Genomic DNA, 14,006 nt, shown 5'->3' with positions numbered 1-14,006 from the left:
GCGGCACCAAGGGGCACGATCCCGCCGGGAGCATAGCCAAGGTCACGCATTCCAGGCAACTACTTGCCCGCGCCCCGACCTGGCATGAAGTCTGACTCAACCCCGGGGCGAACAGTTCCAGTTGCCATCAGGAGACACATTGTTGCCACCGGGGTCCGGCGCCGGGGAGGCCGCGGACACCGCGTCCGGCGTCGCGCGCCTCGCACGACACCGGCGCCACCTGGCCGGAACGTACGTATGTTGTATCGTCCCTCAATTGTGGCGCCCCCTCCCGGGGGCTGTGGAGTGGGTGGGGGGGCGGGTGACCGGGTTCGTTCTGTTCCGTATCAGGGCGCACCGACTGCTGCTCGCCGCGGCGTTTCTGGCCGTCCTGCTGACCACGTGCGTGCTGACCGCCCTCGTGGCGCTGTCCGGTTCCGTCGGTGACGCCTCGCTGCGGCACGCTCTGGCCCGTGACCAGGGGGCGTCGACCGCGCTGGTCGTCACCGCCCATCTGCCCGAGGAGAAGCTGGACGCGGCGCGGGCCGCCGTGGTCCGCGGGGCGCGGCAGACCTTCGGCGGACTGCCGACGACGGTGCGCAGGCTGGAGCGTTCGGGGGCGTACGCGCTGCCCCGCGCCCTCCAGGACCCGGCCGCGGACTCCACGTACCCCGATCTGACCCACTTCGCGGCGCTGGACCCGTCCAAGGTCGAGCTGACGGCCGGGACGATGCCCGATCCCGCGCGACGCGGCGACGGACCACTGCCCGTCGCCCTCCCCCAGGTCGCCGCCCAGCGGTTGGAACTGCGGCCGGGCGCGGTGCTCAGGCTCACCGACCGGGTGTCCGGCAAACCGCTGACCGTACGGCTCACCGGCCTGTACCGGCCCCTGGACCAGAGCGATCCGTACTGGACGCTGGACAGTCTCGACGGCCGCGGCGTGAGTCACCTCGTCTTCACCACGTACGGACCGCTCCTCACCGATCCGTCGGTGCTGTCGTCGGGCCGTACCAGCCGCGGCGACACGGGCTGGCTCGTGACCGCCGACTTCGCGGGGACGGGCGTCGGGGAGATCGGCGCACTGCGCACGGCGGCCACCGAGGGGGTCACGGCGCTCGGCAAGGATCCCGCGCTCGTCGGTTCGGTGGATGTACGCGGCGACCTGGCAACGGTCCTCACGCGCGCCGAGCGCGCGCTGCTGGTCTCCCGCTCCACCCTGATGATCGTCGCGCTCCAGCTCGTCCTGCTGGCCGCGTACGCCCTGCTCCTGGTGGCCCGGCTGCTGACCACCGAGCGGACGGCCGAAACCCAACTCCTGCGGGCCCGGGGGGCGTCCAGGGCGCGGCTGGCGGGCCTCGCGTCGCTGGAGGCGCTGCTGCTCTCCCTCCCCGCGGCGGTGGGCGCGCCGCTGCTGGCCGGTCCCCTGGTGCGGCTGATGACCCGGGGGTCCGTCCTCGGCCGGCTGGACCTGACGCTCGACGCTGTCCCGCGACCGGACGTCTGGTTGACGGCGGGCCTGGTCGCGGCGTGCTGCGCGGCGGCGGTGCTGGTGCCCGCGCTCGCCGGTTCCGCCGGGGCCCTGGGCCGGGGCCGGGCCGCCTCGCTGCCCGCGCCGGTGCGGGCGGGCGCCGACGTGGGCCTGCTGCTGGTGGCGGCCGTGGCGCTGTGGCAGCTGGCCCGGCGGACGGGCGGCGCCCTCACCGGCGACCAGGACGGCAACCTCGGGATCGATCCGCTGCTGGTGGCGGCGCCCGCGCTGGCGCTGCTGGCCGGAACCGTCCTCACCCTGCGGCTGCTGCCCCCGGCCGCACGCCTGGCGGAACGGCTCGCGGCTCGCGGGCGCGGGTTGTCGGCGGCGCTGGCGGGCTGGCAGTTCAGCCGCCGGCTGCTGGGCAGCGCGGGCTCGGTGCTGCTGCTGGTCCTGGCGGTGGCGACGGGGATGCTGGCGATCAGCCAGAACGCCTCCTGGGAGCGGTCGCAGAACGACCAGGCGGACTTCGGCGCGGGCACGTCGGTCCGGGTCCTGTCCCACCAGGGCGGCACGCCCGGGGAGGCCGGACGCTACGCCGAGCTGCCGGGCGTACGGGCGGCGGCGCCCGCCCACCGTACGACCACGGCCCTGTCGGACGGCCGCACCGCCACGGTGCTGGCGCTGGACACGGAGGACACGCGCGACCAGTTGCTCCTGCGGGACGACCTGACGCAGGAGCGGGCCGGGCGGCTGCTCACACCGCTCCGGCCCCGGGACACACCGCGCCCCGGCATCCCCCTGCCCGTGGACGCACGCCGGCTCACCCTCGATGTCAGGATCGCTCAGAACGGCACCGGCCCAGGCAGTGCCCCGGCCCGCTTCGTGCCCAGGGTCACGGTCCTCGTCGAGGACGGGTACGGCCTCCTCTACCGCCTGCCCGCCGGGGAGGTGTCCGCCGACGGCCGCGTCCGTTCCCTGTCCCTCGACCTGGGCAGCGGCGCTGAACTCGGCGCCTTTCACGGCGCGTTGACCCTCACAGGTCTTCACGTGGACGGACCGGTGCCTCCTGGCGCGCGGAGTGGTCAGCGGCTGGATGTCGTACGGGTCGGGGTGACGGACCGGGCGGGCGCGGCCCGAACCGTCCTTGTTCCGGAGGGACTTCGCTGGCGGGGTTCCGGTACGACCACGCAGGACGCGGTGGCGGGGAAGCCGGTGGCGCTGCGGCCCGCGGCGACCGCTGCGAGGCCCGTGTCCGTGCCGTACCAGCTCCGTTCGAGCGTGGGCGCGGACACCCCGTACCCGCCGGCCGAAAGTCTGGAGCTGCGGGTCGACGCCGTACGCTCGCCCGTCCCCCAGTTGGTCCCGGGGATCGCCACGGACGGGTTCCTGCGGGCGACCGGGGCCGAGGAGGGGCAGCGCGTCGACGTGACCCTCGCGGGCGAGCGGATACAGGTCACCCTTCTCCGCGCGGTGCGGCAGCTCCCCACCACCGCTCCGGACGAGGCGGTGACGGCGGGAGCGTCCTCCACGACGACGAAGCCGTCGGAGGCCGGGAACAGCGCGGACGGTGGGGCGTTGCTGCTCGATCTCCGTACCGTCAACGAGGTGCTCGCGCAGCGGGACGGCGGCTCGCTCGTGCCCAACGAGTGGTGGCTGAGCACGGACCCCGGCGCCGCCGGGCAGGTCGCGAAGGTGCTCCGCGCCGGTCCCGACGTCGACCCGGCGGATGTGCTGGTACGTGACGAGGCCGCCGACGAGCTGTTCGACGACCCGCTGGGCGCCGGGCCTTACGCGGCGCTGCTGGCCGTCGCCGTGGCCGCCGCCGCGCTCGCCGCGGTGGGATTCGCCGTCACGGTGGTGGGCACACTGCGGGAGCGTTCGGCGGAGCTGGCCGTCCTGCACGCCCTGGGCACACCGCGGCGCAAGCTGGTGGTGGCGGTCGCCGCCGAGCACAGTGTGCTGGTCGGCATCGCCCTGCTGGTGGGGCTGGTCCTGGGCGCCGCCCTGACCAGGACGGTGGTCCCGCTCATCGTCCTGACGAGCCGTGCCACCGCTCCCCTGCCACCCGTGCTGGTCGAACTGCCGCTCCCGCAGGTGGCTCTGCTGATCGCCGGGGTCGCCGCCCTGCCCCTGCTGACCGTCGCCGTCGCCGCCGCCCGCGCGGCCGACCCCGCCGTGACACCGCGCCTCCGGGGGGCGAACTGACATGACCGGCCGTCCGCGTGACAAGCAGCGCGAGAGAGACGAGAAATACCAGGAGAAACACCGCGACGGCCGCCGTGAGCGGCCCGTCGCCCCCTGGGTCAGGACCCGGCTGCGCACCGCGCCGGGAACGGCCCTTGTTCTCGGCCTGCTTGTCGTCCTGACCGCGTTCCTCGCCGCCGCCTTCCCCCGCACCGTGGACACCTACGAGACGCGGGGGCTGCGCGACGCCGTCGCCGAGGCGTCGCCCGAGCGCCGGGTACTGGACTTCCGCTCGCCCGAGCGTTCCTTCCAACTCCCCCTGTCCGTACGGGAGGAGAAGCTGCGGCCGAGCGGGGTGGACGCCGTACAGCGAGAGGTCTCAGGTCTGCTCTCCGATCCGCTCCGCGCGGACACGGGCGAGTCCGCCCGTGGGGTAAGGACCGGCAGGACCCTGATCGGGAGTGACCCCTGGCTGCCGCGCCACGACGGACTGCCCCCGCAGTTCGCCCTGGCCGCACAGGCCGGTCTGGCCGGCCACTCCACCGTGCGCCGTGGCCAACTTCCCACCGCCGTCGGGCGGGTGACGGCGGCGACGACCGACGTGGAGGCGGCGGTGTCGTCGGCCACGGCGACCACACTGCGTCTCTCCGTCGGCACGGTGCTGCACGTCGGCAGGGCGGGCAGCCCGACCCTCACCGTCCGGATCACCGGCATCGTCGACCCGGTCCGGCCGTCGGGGAGCTACTGGACGGCGGACAGTCTGCTGCGGACGCCGCACCTCAGCAGCACGGGCGCCAAACCACCGCAATTCTTCTGGGAGGCGGCGCTGTTGCTCGCCCCCGAGGCGGCCCCGGCCCTGCTGGGTACGGCGGGTGAGCCCGAGCGCTACTGGCGTGTCGCACCGGACACGAGCCGCCTCACCGGACCGCAGGTCGGCGCACTGTCGGAACGCATCGCCTCGCTCCAGGACGGACCTGCCCTGTCGCGCCTGAGGTCGGCCGCCGGGACCAACGCGTCCCTGGACACCGACCTGGACGACATCCTCCACTCGTACGAGTCGCTGCGCTCGGCGATCACCCCCGTGGTGGCCGTCGCGGCCGTCGGGATCGGTACGGTCGCCGGGGTGGTCCTGGTGCTGGCCGGCGGCCTGTCCGCGAGCCGCCGTCACACCGAACTGGTGCTGGTACGGGCCCGGGGCGGCTCGCTGAAGGGCATCGGCGGCCGGCTGCTGGCGGAGACGGCCGTGGTCACCCTGCCCGCCGCCGCGCTCGGCCTGCTGGTGGCCGTCCTCCTCGTGCCCGGCGGCCGGACGGGCCCGGCCGTGCTCGCGACGACGGCGGTCGCCGTGGTGGCCTGCGCCACGCTCCCGCTCCGCGCGGTGCTGACCCACCGCACCCCGCAGGTGTACGGGGAGCGCGACGACCTCGTGCGCGGCCGGCCGAGCCGGCGCCGTACCGTCGCCGAACTGACCCTGCTGGTCCTGGCCGTTGGCGCGGTGACGGCGCTGCGGCAGCGCGGTACGACCGACTCCGGCGACCACCTCGTCAGCGCCGCGCCCGTGCTGATCGGGCTGATCACGGCGACGGTACTCGTCCGGCTGTACCCGCTGCCGCTGCGCCTGGCAGCGCGCCCGGCGAAACGCCTGCGCGGCGCGGTCGGATTCCTGTCCCTGGCCCGCGCCGGCCGTGCCCCGGCTACGGGGACGCTGACCCTGCTCGTCCTCGTCGTCGCGCTCAGCACCGCCGCCTTCGGACAGGCGGTCCTCTCGGGCACGGCGGACGCCCGGGACCGGGCGGCCCTGCTCGCCGTCCGCGCCGACGCGCGGATCTCCTCACCCAACGCCACACTCGTGGTGCCGGCCCGTACGGAGCGTGCGGTCCGGGAAGTCCCCGGAGTGCGGTCGGTGACCGCCGTACGCACGGAGCACCAGGTGAACGTGGGGGCGCGGCCCGGCAGTTCGAGCCCCGTCCACGCGACCCTGGTCGGCGTGGATCCGGAGCCGTACGCGGGGCTGGCGCGCGACACGGACCTGGGCGGCTTCCCCGCGGGCGTGCTGGGTACGGACACAACGCCCGGCCCGTCCGGGGGCGGGGCCCTGCCGGTGGTCGCCTCGCCGGGAGTCGCCGACGCCCTCGGCCGTACCCCACGCGAGATCACCACCCTCGTGGGTGTTGTCACGGTACGGGTCGTCGCGGTCCGTTCGCGGACGCCCGCGACGGCGTCCTCGGAGTTCCTGCTGGTCGACCGCGCGGGGTTGCCCCAGCGTGCGGCGACCACACTGCTGGTCTCCGGCGGCGGTGCGGACGGGACGGCTCTGGACGGGACGGCTCTGCGGGCCGCGGTCCGCGCGTCGGGTGCGGAGCACTCCGTACAACTGCGCGGCGAGATCCGGGCGCGGCTGGTCGACTCGCCGCTCCAGACCGGTGCCAAGGTGATCTACCACGCCTCCATCCTGGCGGGCGGTTGTTACCTCGTGGTCGCCCTGCTGCTCTCGCTGGTGCACACCACGCCCGAGCGCGTCTCGCTCCTGGCTCTCCTGCGCACCCTCGGCCTCACGTCCCGGCAGGGGCGCCGGCTGCTCGCGCTGGAGGCCCTGCCGCAGGCGGTACTCGCCGCCGTGGGCGGAGCGCTCGCCGGCTGGGCGACGATCCTGCTGATCGCGCCCGGCGTCGACGTGACCCAGCTCGCCCTCGCCGCCGCGCCCGGCCTGGCCACCGGGCTCACCGCCGCCGGGGGTGCCGCGCTGCGGCCCGAGCCCTGGTCCCTCACGCTCTCCGCGCTGGCCGTGGTGGTGCTCACCGGTACGGTGGCGGCGGTCCAGGCCCGGTGGGCGGCCCGCCACGGATCCGCGGACCGACTCAGGACAGGGGACGCACGATGACCGACACCACGCTCGCCGAGCTGGAGCAGCGCGCGACCGCCCGCCGTGACGCGGTGCGCGACGACCACGACGCGCTCATCGCCTGCGACCGCCTCGTCCGGATCTTCGCCACGGACGGGGTGGAGGTGCAGGCGCTCCAAGGGCTCGATCTCCGCGTGGAGAAGGGAGACCTGATCGCTCTCGTCGGGGCGTCGGGCAGCGGAAAGTCCACCCTGATGAACATCCTCGCGGGCCTGGACGTGCCCACCGCCGGCGCGGCCAGGGTCGGCGGCCACAACCTCCTCGCCATGGACGCCAAGGCGCGGCTGGGCTACCGGCGCGACGTGGTGGGCTTTGTGTGGCAGCAGACCGCCCGCAACCTGCTCCCGTATCTGACGGCCTCTCAGAACATCGCTCTGCCCATGCAGTTGCGGGGCCGCACCCCCAAGAAGGCCGAACGGGTGGAGTCCCTGCTGTCCATGCTGGAGATCACCGAGTGCCGGGACCGCCGCCCGTACCAGCTGTCCGGCGGCCAGCAGCAGCGGGTGGCCATCGCGGTGGCGCTGGCCAACTCCCCTTCCGTGGTGCTCGCCGACGAGCCGACGGGAGAGCTGGACTCGGCCACCGGCGAACAGGTCTTCTCCGCGTTCCGCCGCGCCAACGACGAACTCGGCACCACGATCGTCATCGTCACCCATGACCAGGCCGTGGCGAGCGAGGTCCGGCGCACGGTCGCCATCCGGGACGGCCGCACCTCCTCCGAGGTGCTGCGGCGCACGGAGGTCGACGCGGAGGGACGGGAGTCGGTGGTGTCACGGGAGTACGCGATGCTGGACCGGGCGGGACGGCTCCAGCTGCCCGCCGACCACCTCGCCGCGCTGGGCATGAAACACCGGGTCGCGCTGGAACTCGAACGGGACCACATCGGCGTATGGCCGTCCGACGAGCCGGAGCAGCGGGCGTCCGGCGACACCACCGACAGGGGTATGTGATGGCCGAGGCAATCGATCCGCGCCCCGCAGACACTTCGGTGGAGACGCTGGTCCACGACCCGATGGTGCGGGCCGAGGGGCTGCGGCGCTCGTACGGCACCGGCGAGAACGCCGTACACGCCCTACGGGGCGTCTCGTTCACGGTCGGGCGCGGCGAACTGGTCGCGCTGAAAGGACGGTCGGGATCCGGGAAGACCACCCTGCTCAACCTGATCGGCGGTCTGGACACCCCGGACGACGGAAGTGTCACCGTCGACGGGGTGGGCCTGGCCGGCCTGAACGAGTCGGGGCTGCTGCGGCTGCGCCGGGACCGGATCGGTTTTGTGTTCCAGTCGTTCGGACTCATTCCGATCCTCACGGCGGCCGAGAACGTCGGCATCCCCCTGCGCATACGGGAGTCGGACCCGCGCGAGCGTGAGGAGCGGGTGGCGCTCCTGCTCTCGCTGGTCGGCCTCGACGGACACGCCGCCCAGCGGCCCGGCGAGCTGTCCGGCGGGCAGCAGCAGCGGGTCGCGATCGCCCGCGCGCTCGCCAACCGGCCGGCGCTGCTGATCGCCGACGAGCCGACGGGCCAACTCGACGCGGAGACGGGCATGGTGGTGATGAACCTGATCCGCGCGGTGGTACGGAGCGAGGGGGTGACGGCGCTGGTGGCCACGCACGACGCCCAGTGGCTGGGGCTGGCGGACCGCGTCCTGGAGCTGAACGACGGCGACATCACCGAGGAGCACGGCCCCCGGTGACGGGCGCGCGGAACGCCGTACCGGGCGCGGACCGGTGGTCACCGCCGTGCACGCCGGGCGGTACGCCTGGAACGCGTTCGGGTCTACCGTCCCGGTGACCAGACCGGCGAGGAACCGCCGTACCGAGGAACCCCGGCGACGCACCCGGCCGGTCGGAGATCGTTCCCGCCGCGGGGCCTTAAGCTCGGCGGATGGCGAAGTATTTCGATGTGCACCCAGAGAACCCCCAGCGACGCACGATCAGCGGTGTGGCGGACAACATCCGGTCCGGCGCGCTCATCGCGTACCCCACCGACTCCTGCTACGCCCTCGGATGCCAGCTGGGCAGCCGCGACGGTATCGACCGCATCCGGTCGATCAGGAAGCTCGACGATCGTCACCACTTCACGCTGGTGTGCCAGAACTTCGCGCAGCTGGGCCAGTTCGTGCACATCGACAACGACGTGTTCCGCGCGATCAAGGCCGCGACGCCCGGCAGTTACACCTTCATCCTGCCCGCGACGAGGGAAGTGCCGCGTCAGTTGCTGCACCCGAAGAAGAAGACGGTCGGGGTCCGGATCCCCGACCATGTCGTCGCCCAGGCCCTCCTCGCCGAACTGGGGGAGCCGATGCTGTCCAGCACCCTGCTCCTGCCCGACGAGGAGGAGCCGCTGACGCAGGGCTGGGAGATCAAGGAACGGCTCGACCATGAGGTGGACATCGTGATCGACTCGGGCGACTGCGGCACCGAGCCGACGACGGTCATCGACTTCTCGGGGGACGAGATGGAGATCGTACGGCGGGGGGCGGGCGACACGGCGCGGTTCGAGTAACCGGGGCGAGCGGCCGGCCGGCCACCGACCGGCCCGGCCGGCTCCCAGGGGTCGGAGCCCGCGAGCCGGAACCCGCGGGTCGGAGCACGGCGCACCCCGTTACGGTGGTGACCCCATCCCATCCGCAGGGGGCAGCCGTGAAAGTGTCGTTCTGGACCGTCCTCGCCGTTCTCCTCGCCGCCCTCGCGGTCGGCAGCTTCGCGTCGGCGGGCCGGGGGACCGGTGGGCCCAGCGAGGTCGGTGACCTGGTCGTCACCGCCGTACTCGCCGTCGGGGCGTGGGCGAGCTGGAAGATGCGGCGGCGGCGATGACCGTGTGATCAGGCGGGCGCCTTCGCAAGGTTCTTCTCCAGGTTCTTCAGGTAGGCGCCCATGAAGTGGTCGCGGATACCGTCCGAGGTGGGGGCCAGGAGGTCGGCGGTCAGGCCCTTGGCCCGGTCGCGCAGCCCGGTCAACAGCGGCATCCCGTCGTGCAGTTCGCCGTTGGCGTCGAAGTAGCGGATGGCGTCGACGTGGGTGAACACCGGCTCCGGCGGGACCTGGGGCACGATGTCGTTGTTGTTGACGAACCGGTAGGTGCGGTTCTTGAGCGCGGTGTTGTGCGCGGCGGCCAGCAGGCGGTCGCAGGTACGGGGCTGCCCGTACGTGTAGATGCCGTGCGGTACGACTCGGGGCCGGTCGAGGCACAGCCGGGTTCCGGCCAGCATGGCCAGCGCGCCGCCGAGGCTGTGCCCGGTGAACCACACGCTCTGCCCGTCTGCGCCGAACTCGGTGACGGTGTCACGTACTTCGGGGTAGACCGAGGCGAGCGCCTGGTGGAAGCCGAAGTGCACGAAGCCCTTGCCGCCGGGGCCGGGGACGGGCGGGGTGGTGGTGTCGGAGAGCCAGTCCTTGATCTGCGTCGGCTCCGTGCCCCGGAACGCGACCACCACCATCCGGTCGCTGCCCGCCACGTACGCCTGTGTGTCCTCCAGCGGGAAGGGCAGGGCATGTGGCGACACGAAGTGCCGGAACCGGTCGAACCCCCAGGCGGCCGTCTCGTCCCGCGCCGCGTCGGCGTCGCTGTACGCCAGCTCGGCGGCCCTGGCCAGCCAGTACGCGTGCTTCAGGTCGTACCGGGTGACGGAGTGGTCGATGGGGGTGATGGGCGGCACGGAGCCTCCTGCGACTCGGTCGGGCGTGGCAGCTTGATGACGGTGATCATCGAGCACGGGAGCCGCGCCCGCACCACGCCCCTACACCCGATCGGTCGGCGCACGGGAGCCCGCCGGGGCCGGGGCCGCACGCCCTTCGTCCGCCGTCAGTGCGTCGAGCAGCAGCTTCGCCGCCGCCGTCGCCCGGCCCACCCCGTACGACTGGTCCACCATCCGGGCCACCACGACCTGGCGCGTGCCGGCGCGGGCGGCGGCCGTCGTTGTGCCCGCGCCGCCGTGGTGGACAACTGTCGATCCGCGCCAAAAAAGGAGATCACAGCCCAGCGACCAGGACATCGTCCCGCTGGGCCTGCCCGAGATCCGCCCGACGAGGCCACGGCCCCTGAACCGACACACGGTCGCGCTACTACCCCAGCAGTCCGAGCAATCGTCCCAGCGCGTCCCCGACGGGCTGGGCCACCGGGCCGACCGCTGTGGTGATCTGGCCGAGACGGGCCAGGGTGAGGCCGCGCCCGGTCATGGCTTCGCGGTCCAGGGCGAGCACAGGCAGGGTCTCCTCGACCGCACGTGCCTGGTCCGGGGTGAGGTGGGCGGCGAGGTCGCGGAGCCGAGCGGTCAACTCCTCGACGGCCGCTCGCAATTCCGGGTCCTGGCCGGCACCGACGTAGCCGTAGTTGATGCCGATGTTCCGATCGCCGTTCTGGTTGAAGACCGGCGCGTTGTAGGTCGAGTGGTGCGTCGGTTCGCTCACAGCCTGATCCCCGTGTTCTGACCGCCGTTCTGGTTGAAGACGGGGCCGTTGTAGTTGTTCAACTGGTGCACGTACGCCGTGAACTCGGCCTCCGGGTGGTCGATCGCGTGGACGATGTGCCCGGCGATCGCCCGCAGCTCGTCCACGCTCGGCAAGGTCACGAGCACCAAGGAGCCGCCTGCCGTCTCCACCACCAGGACCGGCCTCTCCGGTTTGATCAGCGCCGCGATGAAGAAGGCGGCCAGAACGATCAGTAGGAAGAGAACCAGTGTCCAGCCGGTCACCGAGTAGACGACGGCGACAAGCGCCAGCCCCATCAGGAAACGGACGAGGTTCCGATCCGGCCGGAGCTTGATGGCCTCGACCCGGGTGAGGTTGTGCAGCGGCAGGGCCGCCGCGCCGATCCAGAGCATCCGGCGCTTGACCGAAATCTCCAGGACGCCTCCCGGGGTCGGCAGCGGCGGTAGCGGCGGCGGCGTCGAGGGAGGCCCGGACGGAGGATCCGGCGGGCGGGAGGGCGGCGGTCCGGACGGTGGCGTAGGTGTCGACGGCGGCCCGAAGCCCCCCGTGGTGTTCATGTGCTCCCCGTGTACTTGTCAGTCACCCGCACGCGCGGGAGCCCTATTAAGCAGCAACCCGGCTCCGCGCGGGAGACGAGAAGCAGCCAATCCTGGGGCCATGGGCCTTCCCCCTGTGAAGGTGGGCACGCGGTGGTCGGTACCGTCGGGCGGGAGCGGCCGGCCCCGGCGGCGCACATCCGCACCTCGGCGCCGAACCCCCCTGACCTCACGGCGAGTCCCACCAGCAGCTCGACGTCCCCGCGTGCTCCGTACGTTGTGAGCGTCCGCGTCAGGGCGACGGCCGCGTGTCGACGACGGCGAAGAGATCGCGTGCCGTGCTGCCGTCCGGGAGGAGCCATTCGGCGGAGACGTACCCGAGCGGTTGTTCCGTGCGGGCGGCCGTGTCGTGCTCGCCGGGGCGCAGGACGCGGTTCAGCTGGACGGTCAGCTCGGTGTCCGGGCGGGTCTGTGCGCCAACGGTGGCCGCGTCGGCGGTCCGTACGAGAAGACGTGTGCCGTCCGGCCCGTCCGTCACCCTCGTGGACCTGATCGCCCCCAGCTCACCGCTCCCCCCGAAGAAGGTGGTGACCGTCAAGTCGGGGGTCTGGCTCACGCTCTGGTCCTGCGCCTGCGCCTCGCCCCGCACAAGGGCGAGCAGTTGGGCGACCACCACCGGGTCGTGGGTCCCGTCGTAGACCCACCGCCGCCCCAGCACCTCGTGCTCGGTGGTGCCGACGAGCGCGTGGTCCGCACCGTCGAGCGGCGCATCGCGATAGCTGAGCGGGACTTGGTACGAGACCGGCTCGTCGCCGGACCAGTCGGTCACCACGACGAACTCGATGCCGACCGCGCCGTCCGGGTCGTCGAGCCGGAAACCGCCCACCTTGGCCAGTTCCGCCTCGTCGCCCTTGCCGATGTACCACGGCTGTCCGGGCAACCACCCGGCGAGCAACTCCAGCTTGCCGGGTTTCAGTGTGACGTGGTGGATGATCGCCATGCCTGATCTCGCTTCCCCTGAGCCGCGCGGGCCTCGCGATCATCTCACCGCACCCCGGGTCCTGCCGAACCATTTTTCCGGGGCGTGCGCGGTCGGGGACTCCGCTCGCGGCGGACAGGGTGGCGCTCATGGCCGCGCTCGGGCACGGCCGTGAGGCCACACCCGCCGCGCGGACCCGCGTTCCCGGCGCCGTACCGGCAGGCCTAGGCCGCGTCCGTGGGGGCGGGGACCCGGCCGCAGAGCAGGTTGCCCGGGTCCGCCGGATCGTCGCTCATCCAGAACTGGCGCCACAGCAGGGCGAATTCCTCGCGGCTGAGGTGTCCGTCGCCGTTCAGGTCGAGGAGTTCGAAGACGCCCGTCACGTCCACGGGGCGGCCGTTCCAGGTCTCGACCAGCCGGCGGTGTTCCTCGGGAGAGATCACGCCGTCGCCGTTGGCGTCCACGGCGTCGAAGACGGTCTCGGCCGTCGCCGTGACATCCGCGACCATGGCGGGCAACTGGTCCACGAGGGCGAGCAGTTCGCCCATGTCGATCGCGCCGTCCCCGTTCGTGTCGCCGGTTTCCAGCAGCGCCGCCCACCACCCCATCAGCAGCGTCTCCACCCGGGCGCGCAGTTCCGTCCCGGGGTCCACTCCGGGAAGGCGGTTCCAGCGGGCGACCAGCGCCCTGAAGTCCTCTCCGCGCAGGTAGCCGTCGCTGTCCGTGTCGAACGCGGCGAACATCGTCCTGAGCTTGCGCTCCTGAAACGTACTGGCCATGAGCGGCCTCCCTCTCGGCGCGGAAGCGATCCACCAACCACCGGTCGCGCCACCGCCCCGCGCGGGACAACGGCGGTCCGACCAACTGCTTTTCACCATAGGCCGAGAGGCGCCCCCACCCCCACGGGCACATCCACGCGAAGAGTCACCCACAAGTGCGACAATGAACGAAGGCCACCGCGTGTTCGTGGAGGGACCGCACATCTCTCCAACAACACACGGTGGCCGCCCTCCGTGTCAGAGCCGCGACCGGTCAGGTGGAGACCGGTCAGGTGGAAACCGTCAGAGCAGTTCCAGCCGGGTGATCTCCCGTCCCGCCGACCGGTCCATCACCATGCGCAGTCCGGCCGCCCGCGTCCTGTCGTACGCGGCCTCGTCCGTGACGCCCAGCTGGAACCAGACCGCCTCGGCCCCGAGCGCCACCGCCTGGTCGGCGACCTCGCCCGCCAGGTCGGAGTTGACGAACACGTTCACCACGTCCACCGGGAACGGGATCTCCGCGAGCGAGGCGTACCCCTGCTCGCCCCGCACCGTCTCGGCCTTGGGGTGCACGGGCACCACCCTCTTTCCGATGCGCCGCAGCTTGTCGGCCACCCGATAGGCTGCCCGTTCCTCGTTGTTGGACAGGCCGACCACGGCCCAGGTGTCCCCCGTTTCGGTAAGAATGTGTCTTATCGTCTCATCATCGCCATAGATCGTCATGCGGGTTCAACGTCGGTGACAGCGGCGGCGTTCCAGGACCGGGC

General features: G+C 72.7%; 13 protein-coding genes. 6 read left to right on the top strand and 7 right to left on the bottom strand.

The features are described 5' to 3' along the window. Positions 1-301 precede the first annotated feature (301 nt). The 6 genes from OG349_RS32015 (at position 302) to OG349_RS31990 (ending at position 9,352) form a co-directional block, all read left to right on the top strand. The gene (locus OG349_RS32015; protein ID WP_327237904.1) at positions 302-3,655 is read left to right on the top strand and encodes an ABC transporter permease; all 3,354 of its coding nucleotides are present in this window, start codon (positions 302-304) and stop codon (positions 3,653-3,655) included. Between the two features lies 1 nt (position 3,656). After that, a complete protein-coding gene (locus tag OG349_RS32010; protein ID WP_327237903.1) occupies positions 3,657-6,515 on the top strand; it encodes an FtsX-like permease family protein in 2,859 nt (952 codons plus the stop codon). Then, positions 6,512-7,486, top strand: a complete 975-nt coding sequence (locus OG349_RS32005; protein WP_327237902.1) for an ABC transporter ATP-binding protein — start codon at positions 6,512-6,514, stop codon at positions 7,484-7,486. The genes OG349_RS32010 and OG349_RS32005 overlap by 4 nt, the downstream gene beginning before the upstream one ends. 62 nt (positions 7,487-7,548) lie before the next feature. Beyond that, positions 7,549-8,229 (top strand): ABC transporter ATP-binding protein, encoded by a 681-nt coding sequence (locus tag OG349_RS32000; protein WP_327238805.1) that lies wholly within the window; start codon positions 7,549-7,551, stop codon positions 8,227-8,229. Positions 8,230-8,420: 191 nt separating this feature from the next. Next, positions 8,421-9,041: an L-threonylcarbamoyladenylate synthase gene (locus OG349_RS31995; RefSeq protein ID WP_327237901.1), complete on the top strand. Its 621-nt coding sequence runs from the start codon at positions 8,421-8,423 to the stop codon at positions 9,039-9,041. A 137-nt stretch (positions 9,042-9,178) separates the two neighbouring features. Continuing rightward, positions 9,179-9,352: a hypothetical protein gene (locus OG349_RS31990; RefSeq protein WP_327237900.1), complete on the top strand. Its 174-nt coding sequence runs from the start codon at positions 9,179-9,181 to the stop codon at positions 9,350-9,352. An 8-nt stretch (positions 9,353-9,360) separates the two neighbouring features. Here the strand turns inward: OG349_RS31990 and OG349_RS31985 are convergent, their stop codons facing one another. The 7 genes from OG349_RS31985 to OG349_RS31955 all read right to left on the bottom strand — a co-directional run bounded on the left by OG349_RS31985 (position 9,361) and on the right by OG349_RS31955 (position 13,956). Beyond that, positions 9,361-10,194 carry a lipase family protein gene (locus tag OG349_RS31985; RefSeq protein WP_327237899.1) on the bottom strand — a complete coding sequence of 278 codons (834 nt, stop codon included), beginning with the start codon at positions 10,192-10,194 and terminating at the stop codon, positions 9,361-9,363. An 81-nt stretch (positions 10,195-10,275) separates the two neighbouring features. Then, on the bottom strand, positions 10,276-10,590 hold the full coding sequence (locus tag OG349_RS31980) for a nucleotide disphospho-sugar-binding domain-containing protein (protein ID WP_327237898.1): 315 nt from the start codon (positions 10,588-10,590) through the stop codon (positions 10,276-10,278). Positions 10,591-10,600: 10 nt separating this feature from the next. After that, the gene (locus OG349_RS31975; RefSeq protein WP_327237897.1) at positions 10,601-10,945 is read right to left on the bottom strand and encodes a hypothetical protein; all 345 of its coding nucleotides are present in this window, start codon (positions 10,943-10,945) and stop codon (positions 10,601-10,603) included. Next, positions 10,942-11,376 carry a DUF6232 family protein gene (locus tag OG349_RS31970; RefSeq protein WP_327238804.1) on the bottom strand — a complete coding sequence of 145 codons (435 nt, stop codon included), beginning with the start codon at positions 11,374-11,376 and terminating at the stop codon, positions 10,942-10,944. Before OG349_RS31970 ends, OG349_RS31975 begins: the two co-directional genes overlap by 4 nt. A gap of 418 nt (positions 11,377-11,794) precedes the next feature. Then, positions 11,795-12,502: a maltokinase N-terminal cap-like domain-containing protein gene (locus OG349_RS31965; RefSeq protein ID WP_327237896.1), complete on the bottom strand. Its 708-nt coding sequence runs from the start codon at positions 12,500-12,502 to the stop codon at positions 11,795-11,797. 203 nt (positions 12,503-12,705) lie between these two features. After that, a complete protein-coding gene (locus OG349_RS31960; protein WP_327237895.1) occupies positions 12,706-13,260 on the bottom strand; it encodes an EF-hand domain-containing protein in 555 nt (184 codons plus the stop codon). A gap of 282 nt (positions 13,261-13,542) precedes the next feature. Continuing rightward, a complete protein-coding gene (locus OG349_RS31955; protein ID WP_327238803.1) occupies positions 13,543-13,956 on the bottom strand; it encodes a CoA-binding protein in 414 nt (137 codons plus the stop codon). Positions 13,957-14,006 lie beyond the last annotated feature (50 nt).

Origin of the sequence: Streptomyces sp. NBC_01317 (assembly GCF_035961655.1) — a bacterium.
Lineage (GTDB): Bacteria > Actinomycetota > Actinomycetes > Streptomycetales > Streptomycetaceae > Streptomyces.
Note: the sequence above shows the minus strand (reverse complement) of the source record. Positions and strands in the feature narration are given on the sequence as shown.